This window comes from Sinorhizobium kostiense (genome assembly GCF_017874595.1).
Classification (GTDB): domain Bacteria; phylum Pseudomonadota; class Alphaproteobacteria; order Rhizobiales; family Rhizobiaceae; genus Sinorhizobium; species Sinorhizobium kostiense.
The window spans coordinates 794,640-812,359 of the sequence record NZ_JAGILA010000001.1 but is presented as its reverse complement, the minus strand read 5'-3'; the positions used below and the strand labels follow the sequence as shown (position 1 = coordinate 812,359).

Sequence of the window (17,720 nt, the reverse complement as noted above, 5' to 3'; positions counted from 1 at the left end):
CTTAGCGCCGAGAGATGATTGGCCGGTTAACATGGCCGGTCAATTGCATTTCAGCTTCCGTTTACCTCAGTGCGCTAGTGTCCGCGGCACCAAGGCACCACCGACAACCGAAGGAGCACTCGTGCTGCGGGACGATAAGCATCAGGACCGGGCCGACGGCTATTCGCCCCACCTTGTCCGCTTCATGGGCATAGAACTCGAACTTGCACCGGACGTGCTGGTGCCCCGCGAAGAGACCGAGCTACTCGGTCGAAGCGCGGTTGCGATCCTCCGCGAATTGGCGGAGACGCCAACCGTCGTCGACATGTGCTGCGGTTCCGGGAATCTTGCACTCGGGATCGCGGCGGAGATCCCCAGGGCTGAGGTCTGGGGCGCGGACCTGACCGACAGCACAGTTGCGCTCGCTCGCCGCAACGCGGCGTGCCTCTCGCTTCAGGATCGCGTCCTGATCAAGCAGGGCGATCTCTTTGGGGCCCTGAGCGGCGAGGGGCTCGAAGGCGCGGTGGACATGATCGTCTGCAACCCTCCCTATATTTCGACGGCCCGCCTCGAAAGCGATAGTGCGCACCTGCTCGAGCATGAGCCGCGTGAGGCCTTCGACGGCGGGCCCTACGGCATCTCCATCCACCAGCGGCTGGCCCGCGAAGCGGCTCCTTTCCTGAAGCCGGGCGGCTGGCTGCTCTTCGAGTTCGGGGAAGGGCAGGATCGGCAGGCAGCCGCGTTGCTTGCCCGCGCGAAATGTTACGAACCGGTCCATTTTGCCGAAGACGCGGTCGGCAGGCCGCGCGTGGCGATCACCCGCAAGCTCGGCGGGGGCGGGGAAGGTCATGTGAGATGAGCGACATCCGTCCGCTCGCGGCGCAAGACATCCCCGCCATCGCAACTCTTTTTCAAAAGGTCTTCCGGCACAGCGACGCGGCGCCTCCGCCGCCCCTTACCGAATATCTGCGGCACCACTACCTCGAAGCGCCTGGTTGCGATCCGCAGATCACGCCGCTCGTTCACGTCAACGACGCCGGGCGGATCTCAGGCTTCGTCGGCGTCAATGTATTGCCTATGTCCTATGAGGGCCGGCGACTGCGCGCGGCGATTTGCGGTTCACTGATGGTCGAGGATCGCGAGAGCGACCCGCTGGCCGGTGCGCGGCTCCTGAAGGCCTTTCTCGCCGGTCCGCAGGATCTTTCCTTCAGCGAGACCGCCAGCGAAGTCTCCATGCAGATGTGGACGCGGCTGCGCGGTATCGTTCTGCCGCAATACAGCCTCGACTGGGTGCGCGTCGTCCGGCCCGCCTCTTTCGCGCTCGATCTCGTCGCTCGGCGACTCCGCCCCGCGCGCGTCCTGGCGCCGCTGGCGCGCGCCTTCGACGGGCGGCATCGCGGCAAGATGAACCGGGGAGAGCTTCGCTGGTCCGGCGTTCCTGCAGAGGCCGGCACGCCGGGGGCGCTCCAGGTGACCGACATCGGCCGGGAGAGCTTCGCGGAGCTCTTCCAACTCCTGATCAGGCAATTTGCCCTGCAGCCGGCGTGGGCCGACGGCCAGTTCGAGCACATTCTCAGGGAAGCGGTGGAGAAGCCGGTCTATGGCGAGCCGGTGCTTGCAGCGATCAAAACCCGCACCGGCGCACCCGTTGGCGCCTTCTTCTACCATGTGCGGCCCGGCGGCATCGCCCACGTTCTTCAAATCCTTGCGCTGCCGGGGCAAGCCGGGCCCGTCCTCGACTGCCTGATCGACCACGCCGCCGCTCGCGGCGCGGCGGGAGTGCGTGGTCGAACCCAGCCGGCGCTGCTCGAAGCCATGATGGGCCGCCGCATCGGCTTCGTCCACGCCGCCTCGACCGTGGTCCATTCACGCGACGAACAACTCCTCGCCGCCTTCCGCCGCTCACAAGCCTTCCTCAACGGCCTCGCCGGAGAACATTGGAGCCGGCTTATTGGCGGCCGCTTTGAAGGATAGCGCCAAGACACGTCGACAGCAGGGACGAGTCTCACGGTGACATCTTTGTCCCCGGCGCTATTTGTGCCATGAAGTCCGGCAAACCAACGAGCACCATAATCATGAAGAAGATCGGTTTCCTTTCGTTCGGGCACTGGACGCCCTCACCGCAGTCGCAAACGCGTTCCGCCTCCGATGCCATCCTGCAGTCGATCGAGCTTGCCGTTGCGGCAGAGGAACTCGGGGCGGACGGGGCCTATTTCCGCGTGCACCACTTTGCCCGTCAGCTCGCTTCACCGTTTCCGCTGCTCGCCGCCGTGGGGGCCAAGACGAGCCGCATCGAGATCGGCACGGCGGTGATCGACATGCGATATGAAAACCCGCTTTACATGGTCGAAGACGCAGGCGCGGCCGACATAATCGCGGGCGGTCGCCTGCAACTCGGCATCAGCCGCGGATCTCCCGAACAGGTGATCGACGGATGGCGTTATTTCGGCTACGCGCCTGCCGAGGGTGAGAGCGACAGCGACATGGCCCGTCGGCGCACGGAGGTGCTGCTCGAGGTGCTGCGCGGCAAAGGATTTGCTGAGCCCAATCCTCGGCCGATGTTCCCCAATCCGCCAGGACTCCTGCGCCTGGAGCCCCATTCCGAGGGCCTTCGCGAGCGTATCTGGTGGGGCGCCGGCTCGAACGCCACCGCGGTCTGGGCGGCCGGGCTCGGCATGAACCTGCAGAGTTCCACGCTCAAGGACGACGAAAGTGGTCTTCCCTTCCACATTCAGCAGGCCGATCAGATCCGGGCGTTCCGCGAGGCATGGACGGCGGCGGGCCATGAACGCGAGCCGCGGGTGTCCGTCAGCCGCAGCATCTTCGCGCTCGTCAACGACCGCGACCGCGCTTATTTCGGTTACGGCGACGAGAATGAGGATAAGATCGGCTTCATAGACGAGAAGACGCGGGCAATCTTTGGTAGAAGCTACGCCGCCGAGCCGGACGTCCTTGTCGAGCAGTTGGCGAAAGATGAGGCCATTGCCGAGGCCGACACGCTGCTTCTGACGGTGCCCAACCAGCTAGGCGTCGACTATAACGCTCATGTGATCGAAGCAATACTGACCCATGTCGCCCCGGCCCTTGGTTGGCGGTAAAGGCGCGCTTGGGCGCACAAACGCTTTGCGACGGCAACAACCATCAGCTGGGGATCGGAATGCCAGCCGTGTCGGACCTGAGTTATGATGCCTGGCTACAGCACGCCTTTGGCCCGCCCGTCCGGCCGCACGGCTATCCCTGGTTCTTCGACGAAGACCCTCCTTGGTGGGATCCCCAGCCGCCTATGGCGATCGAACACTTCACCCGGCTCTTTTCGACAATCGAGCGGTCTCTCGCCGGCTTTTCCGATGCGCAGATCGCTCAAGGGCTCACCTATCTGCTGAGCACCAGTGCATCAGGCGACAACGGTTGGTTCTACAGCAGAGCCACGCCGATGGCTGCGCGCCTGCACTGCATCGAAGCGATCGAGGGCGTCTTCGCGGAGCTCTTCGCTCCGCGCTGTGCCCCTATCCTGGGTCACATCGACGAAGCCGGCGCGGCGCCGTTGAACGGCGTCTGCTACATGTGGTGGGATGAGTTTCCGTGCCTGGCGCTACCCGACGATCCGGACTGCGACCTCCTGCAGCGGACAGCGATCGATGTGATGAGCCGAACGCTGCGGCTTGAGTCGGTTGCATGTCAGGAGGCTGCCCTCCACGGCCTCGGCCATTGGGCGCGCCATCGGCCCGACGTGGTGGCGGCGGCAATCGACGAGTTCCTCACCGACGGACGCAGCCGGCGAGCCGAACTCATCACCTATGCCCGTTCGGCGCGGTGCGGCTGCGTTCTCTGACGCAGCCTTCAAACGACGGCCGGTACTGCCGGCCGCTGGTCTTGCGCATCGACCCGAGAACCGAAACCGAAATATCGGAAAGCTCGACGCGCAGATTCAAAGATCACTGTGCCGCGCGTCTGAAAAGACGCGCGACGCTCTAGTGTCTCAGGCCGCACGCACGGCCTTCAGCGGGATCTCGATATCCACTTCCAGAGTCGAGACGTTCTCCCCGCGGTCCATCTTGACGCTCACCTTGTCGCCGTCAACCTGAACATGCTTGGCGATGACGGCTAGAATTTCCTCGCGCAACAGCGCCACGAGATCGGAGTGGCCGACGGAGGCGCGCTCATGGGCGAGCAGCACCTGCAGGCGCTCCCGCGCCGTCGGCGCAGACGTCTGTTTGTTGAAGAAACGGAATATGCTCATGCTGCCCTCCGTCCGAATATTTTGCCAAACAGTCCGCGCTTTTCGCCCGGAATAGTCATCGGGACCGTCTCACCTGTCAGCCGGCGGGCGGCGTCGAGATAGGCGAGCGCCGGGGCGCTGCGGCTGTCTGCGAGCGTCACCGGAGCGCCGATGTTGGAGGCGCGCAGCACGTCCGTGCTTTCCGGAACGATGCCGATGAGCGGGATCGACAGGATCTCGAGCACGTCGTCGACCTTGAGCATGTCGCCGCGCTCGGCACGGGCTGCGTCGTAGCGGGTAAGGAGCAGGTGCTTCTCCACCCGATCGCCGCGCTCGGCCCGTTCGGTCTTGGAATCGAGCAGGCCGATGATGCGGTCCGAATCGCGGACGGAAGAGACCTCCGGATTGGTCACGATGACGGCGATGTCGGCATGCCGCATGGCGAGCGTCGCGCCGCGTTCGATGCCGGCGGGGCTATCGCAGATGACCCAGTCGAAATGCTTCTTGAGTTCAGCCATCACCCGCTCGACGCCTTCGGGCGTCAGGGCGTCCTTGTCGCGTGTTTGCGAGGCCGGGAGCAGGAACAGCGTGTCCAGCCGCTTGTCGCGGATCAGCGCCTGCGGCAGCTTGGCATCGCCCTGAATGACGTTGACGAGGTCGTAGACCACCCGCCGCTCGGCGCCCATCACGAGATCGAGGTTGCGCAGGCCGACGTCGAAATCGACGACGACGGTCTTCTCGTTTCTCTGCGCCAGCGCCGCACCGAGCGCGGCGGTCGACGTCGTCTTGCCGACGCCACCCTTACCTGATGTAACAACGATTACTTTCGCCATCTTCCCGCTCCTGTCTGCTGGCCGGACATCGGCTCAGTTAAGTCTTTCCGCCATGATCGAATCGCCTTCGAGCCAGAGCTGCACGGCCTGGCCACGAAGATTGGGGGCCATGTCTTCCGCTGTCTTGTAGACGCCGTCGATTGCCAGCAGTTCTGCTTCCAGCCGGCGGCAGAAAATGCGCGCCGAAGAATTGCCGACGGACCCTGCCAGCGCCCTCCCCCTGAGTGTCCCGTAGATGTGAACCGAACCGCCGGCGATGATCTCCGCACCGGAGGCGACGGAGCCGATGACGGTGACGTCGCCCTCCGGAAAGATCACCGACTGTCCCGAGCGCACAGGTTCCCGGATGACGATCGACGAGATCGCCCGTGCTGATTGCTGCTCAAGTTGCGGGACCGCTGCCGCTTCGTTGTTCCCCGCCGCCTTCGCGTCGGCGCCTGCCTCAAGGGTCGGAACTTCGACGTCGGGAGCCGGTCGCCCGCCCCGCATTGCCGGCGGCATGCCGGGCTCGAAAAGCGATGGGCGACCGCCCTCGATGCCCATGATGCGCACGTTGCGCTTGCCAAGTTCATCGATCAGGTTCTTGAGTTGCGCCCGGTCGATCTCGATGTCCGCAACATCGAGCACCACCGGCCGCCCCAGGAAAAACCCCGCGGAACGCGAGGCTAGATCGTCGAGCCGGGCGAGCCAACCGTCGAGCGGAGGCTCCGGCGAAAGCACCAGCGCCAGGAACGAGCGGCCCTTGATGCGGATGGAGCGGGTGTCAGTTAGCACTTTGGTCATCTACGTTAATTTTCCGTTGCCAAGATGTAGGCGAGTCACGGTTAACAAATGGTTAACCCGCCTAGCCTGCTTGGGGCTGGAGAGCGGACGTCCGACCCTGCGGAAATTGCGGCCGGACAGCCTCAACGAAGATGATAACGAGGGTGCGAGATGACAGAAGCAGCGAGCGCTTTGGCGGAGGCAGCGCAAATGCAGCTGCCGTAGTTACTCCATTCCGCCTATCGAGCTCAGATCAATCGCCAATCTCTTCAACCGCCTGCACGAGTTGCGGCCCGAGATGCAGGTAACGGGTGGCCTTGCGCTTTGCGGCAATGTCGGCCCAGACGCGCTCGACCTGAACTGCGGTCAAATCTGTCGCGCGGCCGACATCTTCTGCGCTCAAGCCGTTGTTCAGGCCAAAGAGGCAGATATCCATTCGATCGTAGGGGAGCGAAAAATAGAACTCCTCCTGCGTCTGCTCGAGCGAATAGGTGTCGGTGGTGGGCGGGCGGCGCCGGATTTCCTCGGGCACGCCGAGATGGGCGGCAAGCGCATAGACCTGCGACTTGTAGAGGTGCGCGATCGGCTTGACGTCCGCCGCACCATCGCCGTTCTTGACGAAGAAACCCTGGTCGTATTCGAGTCGGTTCGGGGTCCCGAGCACCGCGAAGTTCAGCCGGTCGGCGTGGTAGTATTCGATCTGCTTGCGGGTGCGCTGCTTCATGTTCGTCGCGGCGACGATGCCGAGATAGACCGAGGGCGGCATGCGCAGCTTCGTGCGATTGCCTTCCGGGTCCTGCACCACGAGCGAGGAGATGTTGTAGCCGTCGCCTTCGAGCGCATTGGCGATGACGATCTTCGACGCCCAGCCCGGCCCATAGTGCGGCACCAGTTCGCGTATGAAGGCATCGCGGCGTTGATAGCAGCCCATTGCTGCAAGCGTCGGGCCTATATCCTCGACGATCGCCTCGACACCGAACGTATCCGCCACCAGCCGCCCGAGCCGCAAGCTCTCAGGATCGGAATCGTTTTCCGGCATGAACAGGCAGAAGACGTTCCTGGCGCCGACGGCGCGCACGGCAAGCGCCACCGAGACGCTGGAATCGATGCCGCCCGAAAGGCCCAGCACGAGTCCGCGCTTGCGCATTGCGCGCAATTGCGCACGCAGGCCCGCGACGATCCGCTCAGTCTCCGCCGCCTCGTCGATTTTCAGGATATCGGCGGAGGAAACGAAACTTTCCTGATCCGGGCGGATGTTCATTCGGCGGGCTCCAATGTCTCGGCAGCAAGTCTGCGGCTTACCTTGCCCGTATCCGTCTTCGGCAACTCGGTGCGAAATTCGACGATCTTCGGCACCATGAAGTCTTCGAGATGACGGGCGCAGTGGCGGATGATTTCCTTTTCGGTGAGCGTCGGGTCGGAGAGGACAACCAGCGCGCCGACCGCAGCTCCAAGCACCGGATCGGGAATGCCGATGACCACGGCTTCAGCAATGCCCGGATGGGCATGCAAAACGGTCTCGACCTCTTTCGGAGCCACCTTCTCGCCGCGTGTCTTGATGATGTCGTCCTTGCGACCGACGAAATAGAGGAAACCTTCCTCGTCGGTCCTGAACAGGTCGCCGGTGTAGAGCACTTTTTCCCACGGGTTCGGCCCGGGGCGCAGCATGCGTTCGGTCGCCGCATCGTTGCGCCAATAGCCCTGCATAACGTGCGGTCCACGGATGACGAGCTCGCCGGCAACGCCCGGCGGCACACGCCTGCCTTCGTCGTCAACGACAAAGGCTTCCGTGTTGGGAATGGCGATCCCTACCGATCCCGGCCGGCGATCGAGCTCTTCCGGCGGCAGATAGGTGCAGCGTTTGCACTCCGTCAGCCCGTACATCGAATAGAGCCGCGCTGATGGAAACAGCTCGCGAAGGCGAGCGATGTGCGGCGGCGGCAGCGCGGCGGCGGTGTTGGAAATGTAGCGCAGGCTCGGCAGAAAACCGGGCTCGAGATCGCGCATCTGCAGGATCATCGCGGCCATGGTCGGCACCAGCGGGAAACCGGTGACGCCCTCGGCGCGAATGCGTTCGAAGATCGCCTGCGGGAAGGCGAAGGATTTTTCGAGTACCAGGGTGGCGCCGATGCGGATCGCCATCAGCAGTTGATAAAGGCCGTAATCGAAGGCGAGCGGCAGGACGTTTAGGATCACGTCGTCCGGCCGGTTGCAGAGATAGGTGGTGATCGACTCTGATGCCGCATCGATATTGCGGTGAGTCATCATCACGCCCTTGGGGCGACCGGTCGAGCCGGACGTATAGATCAGCATGGCGAGATCGACGTCGATGCCGGCATGAGCAACAGGAGCGGCTGCAGCGCTCAGGCATTCCTCGAAGGAGGCGGCCCCCTCAGGCGTGCGCCCGGTGGGTGCTGCGGTCGAGGCAACGAAAGGCGCGTCGTCGCGTGGAAGGGCATGCGCCTCCGTAACGATCGGCATCAGCTTCGCCTGCGTCAGGATCGCCGCTGCCTCACAGTCGCCGATGATATAGGCAAGCTTGTCGGCCTTGGTGGAGGCGTTGATCGGGCTAAAGGTCGCGCCGGCTTTAAGGATCGCGAAGATTGAGACCGCCGCCTCCCAGCAATTGTCCATGAAGACCAGAACGCGGTCGTTCCGCTTGACTCCGTTCGCGGCAAGCGATGCGGCAAGCCTGGCCGAAAGCTCATCCAGTTCCGCGTAGCTCAGCCGTTTCCGCTCGGTGATGAGCGCCGTCTTCGCACCATGTGCTGCGGCGTTCTTCATAAGGAATTGCTCGAACCTCATGCCCGAAAGCCCCCGCTGCGCTGCTTCAAGCCGTGACCGGGACGGCGGCCTTTGCCTCGATGAAGGCCGAGATACGCGCAAGCGAATCGAGGTTTGCCGGAACGATATCGGCGTCGGCCATCGCGATCCCGAACTGGTCCTCGATAAAGGCGACGAGTTCGAGGACGCCGGTCGAATCGATGATGTCGTTTTCGATGAGCGATGCCGTGTCGGCGAGCTCATAGGACGCATCGCCGAACAGGAAGTTCTCGATGATGAAGGCTTTGAGCTTGTCGTTGATCGTCTGTGTCATGTCCAATCCTTTTCTTGATTGCTTTCAAGCGGCCGCCGCCTTGCGGCCGGCGCCGGTAAATGTCTTCAGCCATAGCTCAGTCGAGAGGATGCCGACGAAAGCCGCGTTGTCGCGGAAGCCCGAAGCTGGGCGGGTGCGGCACTTCTCGTGGAGCTTCGCCACGGCCTTGGCATTGAAGAGACCGCTGGCGGCGATTGCCTCCTCGCTCAGCGCATCTCGGACGTAATCGAACGCACCGGCACCGCTGAAGGCATGGCTGTCGGGTGCGCGGTAGGGCTGCTTCGTCCGCTTGCCGATCGCCGGCGGCAGGAGATCCCTGGTCGCCTGGCGCAGGATATGCTTTTCGGTCAGTCCCTGGAGTTTCATCTCCGGCGGCAGCTGGGCGGCGAATTCGACCAGGCGATGGTCGAGGAAGGGAAAGCGGCCCTCGATTCCGTGCGCCATGGCCATGCGGTCGCCCTGGCTCGAAAGGATGTAGCCGGGGAGCAGGAACCGGCTTTCGAGATATTGTCCTTGATGAAGCGGATGCCAGCGGCCGAATTCCGCAGGCAGACGGCCGATCAGTTCTTCCGTCGCGTCATAGTTGTTGAGTTCCGCACGCAGCTCGGCAGAGAAAAAGAGCTTCGTCGCCGCCGTGCCCTTGAAGCGCGGCCGATGCGAGAAAAGCGGATCGTCAAGCGGATCGTCACCGGCGCCGAAGAAGGCCGCGAGATATTCCGGCGACTGCTGCTTGAGCCCCGGCAGATAGGGATAGAGCTTGCGGAAGAGATGCGGCCTTATGCGCGAGCCCGGCTGGCGGCCGCAGAAGCGGCGCACGCGCGCTTCCTTGAAGATGTCATAGCCGGCGAACACCTCGTCGGCGCCCTCGCCCGTCAACACCACCTTCAGCCCCGCCTCGCGCACCAGGCCAGACAATTGGAAAAGCGGCGCGGGCGCGGTGCGGATGATCGGCCTCTCCGTGAAGCGGATGACCTCCGGGAAGACCCTGGCGATATCGCCTGCCTCGCAGGCGACCGAGCTGTGCTCCGTGCCGAGGGCTGTGGCCATTTCCAGCTGGAATGCACTTTCGTCGTGTTCCGCACTGTCGAAAGTGACCGAGAAGGTTCGAAGGCGCCGCGGCGTCATACCGGCTGCGAGCGCAGAGACGATGGAGGAGTCGAGCCCGCCGGAGAGGTAAGCCCCGACCGGGACGTCGGCGCGCATGCGGATGCGGGTGGCGTCATCAAGCAAGGCGCGCAGTTCCTCGGCGGCGCGTCCTTCGTTGGTGTATGCCGGCGCCTCGCTCCGATCCGGAAATTCAAGCTGCCAGTAGGCCCGGCTCGTGGCGCCGCGCTCATCGGCGATCATCAGATGCGCCGGTTCTAGTTCTAGGATGTTGCGGAAGGCTGTGCGGGGCGCGATCGGCGCCCAGAGGGTAAAGATCTGGTCGAGCGCAATCGGGTCGATCTCGGCGGACACGCCCGGCACCTGAAGCAGCGCCTTCACCTCCGAGGCGAAGTAGAGCGTGCTGCCCTGCATCGTATAGAACAGCGGCCGCACGCCCATGCGATCGCGCGCCAGCATCATCCGGCGGCGCCGCGCATCGAAGATCGCGAAAGCGAAATCGCCATTGAGCACGGAGACGCAGTCCTCCCCCATCTCGTCATAGAGATGGAGGATGACCTCGGTGTCGCTCGCGGTGCGGAATCGGCGGCCACGGGCACGCAGTTCGTCGCGCAACTCGACATAGTTGAAGATCTCGCCGTTGAAGGCGATCGTCAGCTCGCCGCTTGCATCCGACATCGGCTGCTGTCCATCGCCAAGTCCGACGATCGACAGCCGCACGTGGCCGAGTCCCGCCTGCGGTGCGGTGAAAGTGCCATGCTCATCCGGGCCGCGATGCGCAATCGCGGCCGTCATCCTTCCGAGAAGGGCATTTCCGTCTCGTATTGAACCAAAATAGCCGCTGAACCCGCACATGCCAGAACTGCTTCCCACGCCCCATTTCGGCCGGGACTATAGAGCAAATGAACCCTGCAAGAGTTAACTGCAAAATGATTCTGGAAAAATGGTAAATTGAAAAGCCAATGAATACGGAAACAGTGAAGTTTAAATCTCGTTTGAAATATCGTATGGCGAATTTATTAAAGTTTTACATTCGCGCTTCCAATGACCGTACTTGATCGGCCGTGCCATTGCCCGCGTAGACCGCCTTCCTCGGCATGCGCGTTTTGAGCAAGGTTTCCGGTTTGTTAAGAAAAACCATCCAATCTTCACGATCGAAGGCTATATCGCTCGGAGCACATGATGAGCTACGATTGGACTGGTGTTCGCACACGCCGGATGAAAATGATGAGATACGGCATTGCCGTCGCGTTGAGCCTTTGCCTGATCCTCGCCGTCGCATCGCTGACGATGGCCGCGACCTGAATAAGATGTGTCCGCAGGAAGACCCGCGCTCGCATGTTTTGGTCGACAATAACTCATTCGTCCAAGCAAGTCCGAAACCCGGGGGAGTTGCCAGTACTCCGGAGTAAGCGGCAGAACGAATTGACTACAAGGCTAAACCTTGACGAGTAGCGGCCCCCTGGAGTGGAATCCACGATGAGGCGCAAAGCCTGAGGCTGCCGACGTGCAGTGACTGCCGCGGCGGCCTCACCATATCGGCGACGCGAGTTGGCGGCTGTTGCAGAACGAGACTACTGCGTGTCTCCCTGAATCGACCTTGAGTTAAGACGCGCTACGACAAAGCGGCCGGAATTCTTCGCGCCTCGGAAATCGCAGGGACCCCACGTAGGGAACTTAGAATGCGCTTGCGTGTTTCTGACGCAGCCGCGATGGAGGGTTCATAATGCAGTCGAAGTTCATGTCGACAGACGCGTTCTTGCGCCTTGAGAAGGAATGGCAGCACGTGCGCAAAGCACAGCGCCATCTGGAACTCGAAGTCGAACGGCCGCGCCCCGACAGTCCGGCGGAACTGGAGCCAAGCGAAACAGCACACAGCCACGCTCGAACTTAGAGCCTACAGCGCCGCGTCTTTTCAGAGGCGCAAAGATCGCTGTAACTCTTCGAATTCGCGCATCGAGCTTTCCGAAAATCGGGATCGATTTTCGGGCCAATGCGCTAGGTCTTGCCCTGCGGGTAGATCGTCTCTCCGCGCTTGAGCATGCCGACGAAGGCGTCGATCTTCTTTTTCCGCCCTGCCTCGGTCTTCATCTGGTGCAGGCGAAAGGCGAGCGCATAGCGGTTCTGGGCGCTCAGTGTCTCCAGCATCGCCCTTGCCATCGGCTCGGCGTCGATCGCGGCTTGCAAATCATCGGGAATCTTCATCTCCTTGCCGCTTTCATAGGCGCGATCCCAACGTCCGTCAGCCCTCGCCGCCTGCACCTGTTTCAGCCCGTGCTCGGTCATCCGGCCCTCGTCGATCAGGCGGGCGACGTTGTCGACATTGATCCGGCTCCAGATGCTCTTGCGGGTGCGCGGCGTGTAGCGCTGAAGATAGCTCTTATCATCAAGTGCCTTGCGGACGCCATCGATCCATCCCCAGCAGAGCACGACATCGATAGCCTCCTTCGGCGTTATCGACCTGAGCCCGGAACCGACTTTGTGGATCTTGATCCAGACCTCGTCCTCCTCGCCGTGGTGCTCTGCGAGCCACGCATAAAAGCTCTCCCCGTCCTCGAAGGTACGCACCTTCTCCGGGTTGACGTAAACAGGCGCCATAGCCGGCCCTCATGTTTCGCTTCACGACTTCGTGGCTTCGTTCCCATGCAAGCATTCATGCTCTCGCCCGACGAAGGAGATAGGCTAACGAAACCCATCGCAGGCAAAGGAGCGGTCCCATGATAATCACCCGGCGGGCGACCGTTCAAGGCCTTGGCCTTGGCGCCTTGCTTCCCCTGATGCCGCGCCTGGCCCTCGGCCAGCCGGCCAACCTCGTCAGCCGGCCGATCCCCTCCAGCGGCGAACTGATGCCGGTGGTCGGCCTCGGCACCTGGATCACCTTCAATGTCGGCGACGATCCGGTACTGAAGGACGAATGCGCCGCCGTGCTGGCGGCCTTCTTCGAAAGCGGCGGCCGCATGGTCGATTCCTCGCCGATGTACGGCTCTTCCCAGCCGACGATCGGCTACGGGCTTCGCAAGCTCCGCTATCCCGAGCGCCTGTTTTCCGCCGAGAAGGTCTGGATTTCCGATCCGACACGCGGCACCGCTCAGATAGAGGCGTCGCGCGCCTATTGGGGTGTCGAGACCTTCGATCTCATGCAGGTCCACAACCTCGTTTCCTGGGAAGAGCACCTGCCGGCGCTTTTCGAGATGAAGGCTTCCGGGCAGATCCGCTATGTCGGCATCACGACCTCGGAAGGTCGCCGGCACCGCGAGATCGAGCGCGTCATGGCGAGCGAGCCGATCGATTTTGTTCAGATCACTTACAATATCCTCGACCGCGAGGTGGAGGAACGAATCCTGCCGCTGGCTAAGGAGAAAGGAATTGGCGTCATCGTTAACCGTCCGTTCCGTCAGAAACGACTCATCCGCCAGTTCGAAGACGAACCCCTGCCGGCATGGCTCGACGAGACGGGCGCACTGAGCTGGGCGCAGTTCCTGCTCAAATTCATCATCTCCCATCCGGCAGTAACCTGCGCCATTCCGGCAACCACCCGCGTCGACCATGTGCGCGAGAATCTCGAGGCGGCAACGGGTATTCTGCCCGACGAACGATCGCGTCGGCGCATGGTCGATTATGTGGAAGCCCTCTGAGGCATTCGATGTCCGACTGGATCACCTATCGCCTCGTGGACTTCCTGATGTTCTCGCCGCGCGTCTATTATCGCCTGGTCGAACGCTACAACCATGACGTCTGGCCGCTGCAGATCATCTTCATCGCCGGCGGGCTTTTTGTGCTGATGCTGGCGGTCCGGCGCAAGAATCGCGCCATCGCCTTTCCGGCACTGGCAATTGCCTGGGCTTTCTGTGCCTGGCAGTTCCTGTGGATGCGGTACGCCGTCATCAACTGGCCGGTATCCTACGCGGCAGCCGCTTTCCTTTTGCAGGCAGGCCTGATCGTCGTGAGCATCCGGCCAGCGGGTGCGCCACCGCCGGCAGTGCGGCTTTATGGCGGCATCGGTCTGATGCTCCTCGGGCTCATCGCCTATCCCTTGCTTGCTCCTTTTGCCGGCCGCTCCATCGCCTCAGCGGAAAGCTTCGGCCTGATGCCCGATCCGACGGCGACGACCACGCTTGGTGCCGTGCTGGCACTCTCACCAAAACCGCCCTGGCTTCTGCTGCCGATTCCGCTCCTCTGGTGCGCCGTCAGCGGACTCACGCTCTGGGCTCTGCAGGATCCCGGCGCCTGGGTGCCGTTCGCCTCCATCGTCGCAACACTCGCGCTGGTGCTGCTGTCTCGCCGGTAGCCATCACTCCTTCACCGCGCCCGTCATCGACGAGACGTAGTAATCGACGAAGAACGAATAGAGGAGGACGACCGGCAGCGAGCCGAAGAGCGCGCCCGCCATCAGCGCACCCCATTCGAACACATCGCCGCGCACGAGTTCCGTCAGCACGCCGACCGGCACTGTCTTGTTCTCCGAGGACTGGATGAAGGTCAGCGCATAGATGAACTCGTTCCAGGAAAGCGTGAAGGCGAAGATGCCGGCGGATATCAGCCCGGGAACGGCGAGCGGCAGGATGATCCTGACGAGGATCTGCCAGCGCGTCGCCCCGTCCACCAGTGCGCTCTCTTCGAGTTCGAAGGGAATCGAGCGGAAGTAGCCCATCAGCAGCCAGGTGCAGAACGGAATGAGGAAGGTCGGATAGGTGAAGATCAGCGCCAATTTGGAATCGTAGATGCCGAATTTGAAGACGATGAAGGCGAGCGGGATGAAGAGGATCGACGGCGGCACCAGATAGGCAAGGAAGATCATCAGCCCGACGGGCCGCGCTCCGGTGAAGCGCACCCGCTCGATCGCATAGGCCGCAAAGATCGAGGCCGCAAGAGAAAGGATCGTCGAACCGACGGCAACAAGCATCGTGTTCCAAAGCCAGCCGGGATAGGAGGTCTCGAAGAGCAGATATTTGATGTGGTCGAGCGTCGGGCGGACCACCCAGAAGGGGCTGTAATTGTTGTAGTCGGTCAACTGCGCATTCGGCTTGATGGCGGTGATCGCCATCCAGTAGAACGGGAAGAGCAGCACGAAGACGAAGACCGCGATCGGCAGGTAAAGCACGACTATTCTCCGCGGCAGGCGGTTCAGATAGCTCATGCCCTCGGCGGTATCGGTGAGGACTTCGTCTTCGATTTTCGTCGCAGTGGTGTTCATTCGATCCTCCCGATTTAATCTTGGCCGCCCTGCTGCCACTTGCGGCGCTGCAGCCCGAAGAAGCTGAACATGATGGCGGCCAGCAGGAAGGGAATCATGGCGACGGCAATCGCCGCCCCCTCGCCGAGTTGCCCGCCCGGAATGCCGCGCTGGAAGGACAGCGTCGCCATCAGATGCGTCGCGTTCACCGGTCCGCCCTTGGTCAGGACGTAGATGAGCTGGAAATCGGTGAAGGTGAAGAGCACCGAGAAGGTCATCACCACGGCGATGATCGGCGTCAGCATCGGGAGCGTGACATAACGGAAGCGCTGCCAGCTGGTGGCACCGTCGAGCGAAGCCGCCTCCTGCAGCGACGGCGGAATTGTCTGGAGACCGGCAAGCAGCGATATCGCTACGAAGGGGATGCCGCGCCAGACATTGGCGGCGATAACGGAAGCGCGTGCGTTCGTCGGGTCGCCGAGGAAATTGATCGGTCCGTCGATGAGGCCGAGCTGCATCAGCGACCAGGAGAGAATCGAAAACTGCGAATCGTAGATCCACCAGAAGGCAAGCGCCGAAAGCACCGTCGGCACGACCCAGGGCAGAAGCACGATCGCGCGGAAGAAGGACTTGAACGGCAGGTTTTCGTTGAGCAAGAGCGCCAGCCAAAGGCCGAGCACAAACTTCAGGATCGACGCCACGAAGGTATAGAGAAGGGTGTTGAACACCGAGAGCCAGAAGACCGAGTCCCGCGCCAGAAACACATAGTTCTCGAGGCCGATGAAGATGCCGTCGCGGCCAATGCGCGTATCGGTAAACCCGAGCCAGACGCCGAGGCCCAAGGGGTAGGTCAAAAAGCAGATGAGGAACACGGCGGCCGGCAGCATAAAGAGCAGGCCGAGCACGTTGTTGTTCTGCATCAGCGAAGCCATCGCACTTGGCGGCTTTTCGGACGACGTGAGAGACATCGAGTTTCTCCGGCTGGACTGGACTGCGCCGGCGGCGGTGACCGCCGACGCCTTGCGTGTCGCGGCGGTCTTGGCCGCCGGCGCCAAAAAGGTCAGAGGCGATAGTAGCGGTTGGCCCGCCGTTCCGCCTCGACCATCGCATCCTCGGGCGTCATCTGCCCCGTCACGGCGGCGGCGAACATGTCGACCAGCACATAATCGGCCATGACGCCCGCCGAGGCGTAACCGAGCGGACCGGCATAGCCGTTCGGCCGCAGCGTCTCGGAAGCCTTCGCATAGGGCGCGTGGATCGGGTCGGCCGTCCAGATCGGATTGTCGGCAAAGGCCTTCAGCGGCTGGCAGCAATAGGCGCTGGAGCCTTCGATCCACGCGTTCATCTGATCGCCCTCCATCATGAACTTGATGTAGGCCTTGGCCGCTTCCGGATACTTGCTGTGGTTGAAGAGGAGGATCGAGCTCGTCTGGTGCAGCTCGACACTCTGCCCGACCGGACCGATCGGGAAGTTTGTCGTGCGGAGATCGGTCGCGATCTCCGCGAGCGCCGGATCCTTCTTGGCCGCGTAGTAGAGTGAGACGCCATTCGCGGTGAGCGATATCTGGCCGGCGAGGAAAGCGCGGTTGTTGTTGATGTCGAGCCAGCTTTCGGTCCCCGGAATGAACGTCTCGTAGAGCTGCTTGGCATAGTTGATCGCGGCCAACGTCTCGGGGCTGTTGATGGTGACCTTGCCGGCCTCGTCGACCATTTTGCCGCCATGGCTCCAGAGCAGCCAGTGGGCATAGTTGTTGCCGTCGCCGACGGCCTTGCCATGCGGGAAGCCGGCCGGGGTGCCCTTGGCCTTCATCGCCTTGCAGAGCTCGAGGAAGCCCGCGGTGTCCTTGGGGAACTCGCTGAAGCCCGCGGCTTTCACGTGGCTGTCGCGGTAGCAGACGGCGTTGCCGATTGCTGTGAGCGGCATGGCGATGAACTTGCCGTCGCGGGTCGCATAGCCCTTCAGGCCGTCGTACCAGCCGCCATATTTCTCGCCGAGGTAGTTGGCGAGCTCAGTCAGCTCTACGAGCTTGTCCGGGTATTGATGGGCATCGTCGAACCAGCACAGCACCATGTCGGGACCGGAGCCGACATTGGCGGCGACGGCTGCCTTCGGGCGGATGTCCTCCCAGCTCTCCTTGTCGATACGGACCTCGACGCCGGTCGCCTCGGTGAACTTCTTGGTGTTGGCGAGCCACGCATCCTCGTCACCCTGGACGAAGGGCGTCCAACGCAGTAGCCGAAGGCTTGCGCCCTCTTCTGGCTTGTAGCTCGGCTCCGCTTGCGCGAAGGTCGGACGAACGCCGAGCGGAAGGCCGGCCATGCCCGCGAGTGCCGCGGAACCTGCAAGGAAATCACGTCTCTTTATCGGCATTTTGCTACTCCTCCTTTGTATAGCGGGAGCATCTCCGACCGGCATTCGCCGTCCCGCTTGGCGAATGCGGCGCACCGACGCCCGGCGGACCTGGCATCAGTCGTGCGGCACGGGGTGAAGACTCCTCCCACTCCCAGTTCGCCGCTACTGCATGTCTCCTTAAATCGACCTCGATTTAAGGA

At 62.5% G+C, this 17,720-nt stretch carries 19 protein-coding genes; 8 read left to right on the top strand and 11 right to left on the bottom strand.

All coding sequences use genetic code 11. The features are described from left to right. Positions 1 to 121: 121 nt before the first annotated feature. From J2Z31_RS03625 to J2Z31_RS03610, 4 genes are all read left to right on the top strand, one after another. Positions 122 to 838, top strand: a complete 717-nt coding sequence (locus tag J2Z31_RS03625) for a N5-glutamine methyltransferase family protein (protein ID WP_328243162.1) — start codon at positions 122 to 124, stop codon at positions 836 to 838. Continuing rightward, the gene (locus J2Z31_RS03620) at positions 835 to 1,953 is read left to right on the top strand and encodes a hypothetical protein (protein ID WP_209600507.1); all 1,119 of its coding nucleotides are present in this window, start codon (positions 835 to 837) and stop codon (positions 1,951 to 1,953) included. Before J2Z31_RS03625 ends, J2Z31_RS03620 begins: the two co-directional genes overlap by 4 nt. A 101-nt stretch (positions 1,954 to 2,054) precedes the next feature. Then, a complete protein-coding gene (locus J2Z31_RS03615; protein WP_209600506.1) occupies positions 2,055 to 3,077 on the top strand; it encodes an LLM class flavin-dependent oxidoreductase in 1,023 nt (340 codons plus the stop codon). A gap of 59 nt (positions 3,078 to 3,136) precedes the next feature. Continuing rightward, on the top strand, positions 3,137 to 3,811 hold the full coding sequence (locus J2Z31_RS03610; RefSeq protein ID WP_209600505.1) for a hypothetical protein: 675 nt from the start codon (positions 3,137 to 3,139) through the stop codon (positions 3,809 to 3,811). A 147-nt stretch (positions 3,812 to 3,958) separates the two neighbouring features. Here the strand turns inward: J2Z31_RS03610 and minE are convergent, their stop codons facing one another. The 7 genes from minE to asnB form a co-directional block, all read right to left on the bottom strand. Continuing rightward, entirely contained in the window at positions 3,959 to 4,219 is a 261-nt protein-coding gene (gene minE / locus J2Z31_RS03605) for a cell division topological specificity factor MinE (RefSeq protein WP_209600504.1), read from the bottom strand. After that, complete coding sequence (gene minD / locus J2Z31_RS03600; protein ID WP_209600503.1) at positions 4,216 to 5,031, bottom strand: septum site-determining protein MinD; 816 nt, start codon at positions 5,029 to 5,031, stop codon at positions 4,216 to 4,218. The genes minE and minD overlap by 4 nt, the downstream gene beginning before the upstream one ends. Before the next feature lie 33 nt (positions 5,032 to 5,064). Continuing rightward, positions 5,065 to 5,814 carry a septum site-determining protein MinC gene (gene minC, locus J2Z31_RS03595; RefSeq protein ID WP_209600502.1) on the bottom strand — a complete coding sequence of 250 codons (750 nt, stop codon included), beginning with the start codon at positions 5,812 to 5,814 and terminating at the stop codon, positions 5,065 to 5,067. Between the two features lie 232 nt (positions 5,815 to 6,046). After that, positions 6,047 to 7,054, bottom strand: a complete 1,008-nt coding sequence (gene nadE, locus J2Z31_RS03590) for an NAD(+) synthase (RefSeq protein WP_209600501.1) — start codon at positions 7,052 to 7,054, stop codon at positions 6,047 to 6,049. Next, entirely contained in the window at positions 7,051 to 8,598 is a 1,548-nt protein-coding gene (locus J2Z31_RS03585) for a class I adenylate-forming enzyme family protein (RefSeq protein WP_209600500.1), read from the bottom strand. The genes nadE and J2Z31_RS03585 overlap by 4 nt, the downstream gene beginning before the upstream one ends. Before the next feature lie 25 nt (positions 8,599 to 8,623). Then, positions 8,624 to 8,890 carry an acyl carrier protein gene (locus tag J2Z31_RS03580; protein WP_209600499.1) on the bottom strand — a complete coding sequence of 89 codons (267 nt, stop codon included), beginning with the start codon at positions 8,888 to 8,890 and terminating at the stop codon, positions 8,624 to 8,626. 24 nt (positions 8,891 to 8,914) lie between these two features. Continuing rightward, entirely contained in the window at positions 8,915 to 10,849 is a 1,935-nt protein-coding gene (asnB, locus tag J2Z31_RS03575) for an asparagine synthase (glutamine-hydrolyzing) (RefSeq protein WP_209600498.1), read from the bottom strand. Positions 10,850 to 11,176: 327 nt separating this feature from the next. Between asnB and J2Z31_RS29585 the strand changes: the two genes are divergently transcribed. Together J2Z31_RS29585 and J2Z31_RS03570 are read left to right on the top strand one after the other, a co-directional pair. Continuing rightward, positions 11,177 to 11,299, top strand: coding sequence for a hypothetical protein (locus J2Z31_RS29585; protein WP_268828414.1), 123 nt, complete (start codon positions 11,177 to 11,179; stop codon positions 11,297 to 11,299). A 421-nt stretch (positions 11,300 to 11,720) separates the two neighbouring features. After that, entirely contained in the window at positions 11,721 to 11,888 is a 168-nt protein-coding gene (locus J2Z31_RS03570; protein ID WP_209601097.1) for a hypothetical protein, read from the top strand. A 104-nt stretch (positions 11,889 to 11,992) separates the two neighbouring features. Here J2Z31_RS03570 and J2Z31_RS03565 read toward each other — a convergent pair whose 3' ends face one another. After that, positions 11,993 to 12,592 (bottom strand): YdeI/OmpD-associated family protein, encoded by a 600-nt coding sequence (locus J2Z31_RS03565; protein ID WP_209600497.1) that lies wholly within the window; start codon positions 12,590 to 12,592, stop codon positions 11,993 to 11,995. 119 nt (positions 12,593 to 12,711) lie between these two features. Here J2Z31_RS03565 and J2Z31_RS03560 point away from each other — a divergent pair, with 119 nt between their 5' ends. Both J2Z31_RS03560 and J2Z31_RS03555 read left to right on the top strand, forming a co-directional pair. Next, the gene (locus J2Z31_RS03560; RefSeq protein ID WP_209600496.1) at positions 12,712 to 13,629 is read left to right on the top strand and encodes an aldo/keto reductase; all 918 of its coding nucleotides are present in this window, start codon (positions 12,712 to 12,714) and stop codon (positions 13,627 to 13,629) included. 8 nt (positions 13,630 to 13,637) lie between these two features. After that, complete coding sequence (locus tag J2Z31_RS03555; protein WP_209600495.1) at positions 13,638 to 14,282, top strand: DUF6064 family protein; 645 nt, start codon at positions 13,638 to 13,640, stop codon at positions 14,280 to 14,282. Between the two features lie 3 nt (positions 14,283 to 14,285). Here J2Z31_RS03555 and J2Z31_RS03550 read toward each other — a convergent pair whose 3' ends face one another. From J2Z31_RS03550 to J2Z31_RS03540, 3 genes are all read right to left on the bottom strand, one after another. Further along, positions 14,286 to 15,188 (bottom strand): carbohydrate ABC transporter permease, encoded by a 903-nt coding sequence (locus J2Z31_RS03550; protein WP_209600494.1) that lies wholly within the window; start codon positions 15,186 to 15,188, stop codon positions 14,286 to 14,288. 14 nt (positions 15,189 to 15,202) lie between these two features. Beyond that, the gene (locus tag J2Z31_RS03545) at positions 15,203 to 16,135 is read right to left on the bottom strand and encodes a carbohydrate ABC transporter permease (RefSeq protein WP_209600493.1); all 933 of its coding nucleotides are present in this window, start codon (positions 16,133 to 16,135) and stop codon (positions 15,203 to 15,205) included. A 92-nt stretch (positions 16,136 to 16,227) separates the two neighbouring features. Continuing rightward, complete coding sequence (locus J2Z31_RS03540) at positions 16,228 to 17,538, bottom strand: ABC transporter substrate-binding protein (protein WP_209600492.1); 1,311 nt, start codon at positions 17,536 to 17,538, stop codon at positions 16,228 to 16,230. Positions 17,539 to 17,720 lie beyond the last annotated feature (182 nt).

Coding starts and splice junctions, on each gene's coding strand:
- minE (WP_209600504.1), bottom strand. CDS start 4,219: ATGAGCATATTCCGTTTCTTCAACAAACAGACGTCTGCGCCGACGGCG.
- J2Z31_RS29585 (WP_268828414.1), top strand. CDS start 11,177: ATGAGCTACGATTGGACTGGTGTTCGCACACGCCGGATGAAAATGATG.
- minC (WP_209600502.1), bottom strand. CDS start 5,814: ATGACCAAAGTGCTAACTGACACCCGCTCCATCCGCATCAAGGGCCGC.
- J2Z31_RS03540 (WP_209600492.1), bottom strand. CDS start 17,538: ATGCCGATAAAGAGACGTGATTTCCTTGCAGGTTCCGCGGCACTCGCG.
- J2Z31_RS03620 (WP_209600507.1), top strand. CDS start 835: ATGAGCGACATCCGTCCGCTCGCGGCGCAAGACATCCCCGCCATCGCA.
- J2Z31_RS03560 (WP_209600496.1), top strand. CDS start 12,712: ATGATAATCACCCGGCGGGCGACCGTTCAAGGCCTTGGCCTTGGCGCC.
- minD (WP_209600503.1), bottom strand. CDS start 5,031: ATGGCGAAAGTAATCGTTGTTACATCAGGTAAGGGTGGCGTCGGCAAG.
- J2Z31_RS03565 (WP_209600497.1), bottom strand. CDS start 12,592: ATGGCGCCTGTTTACGTCAACCCGGAGAAGGTGCGTACCTTCGAGGAC.
- J2Z31_RS03610 (WP_209600505.1), top strand. CDS start 3,137: ATGCCAGCCGTGTCGGACCTGAGTTATGATGCCTGGCTACAGCACGCC.
- asnB (WP_209600498.1), bottom strand. CDS start 10,849: ATGTGCGGGTTCAGCGGCTATTTTGGTTCAATACGAGACGGAAATGCC.
- J2Z31_RS03585 (WP_209600500.1), bottom strand. CDS start 8,598: ATGAGGTTCGAGCAATTCCTTATGAAGAACGCCGCAGCACATGGTGCG.
- J2Z31_RS03555 (WP_209600495.1), top strand. CDS start 13,638: ATGTCCGACTGGATCACCTATCGCCTCGTGGACTTCCTGATGTTCTCG.
- nadE (WP_209600501.1), bottom strand. CDS start 7,054: ATGAACATCCGCCCGGATCAGGAAAGTTTCGTTTCCTCCGCCGATATC.
- J2Z31_RS03580 (WP_209600499.1), bottom strand. CDS start 8,890: ATGACACAGACGATCAACGACAAGCTCAAAGCCTTCATCATCGAGAAC.
- J2Z31_RS03615 (WP_209600506.1), top strand. CDS start 2,055: ATGAAGAAGATCGGTTTCCTTTCGTTCGGGCACTGGACGCCCTCACCG.
- J2Z31_RS03570 (WP_209601097.1), top strand. CDS start 11,721: ATGCAGTCGAAGTTCATGTCGACAGACGCGTTCTTGCGCCTTGAGAAG.
- J2Z31_RS03550 (WP_209600494.1), bottom strand. CDS start 15,188: ATGAACACCACTGCGACGAAAATCGAAGACGAAGTCCTCACCGATACC.
- J2Z31_RS03545 (WP_209600493.1), bottom strand. CDS start 16,135: ATGTCTCTCACGTCGTCCGAAAAGCCGCCAAGTGCGATGGCTTCGCTG.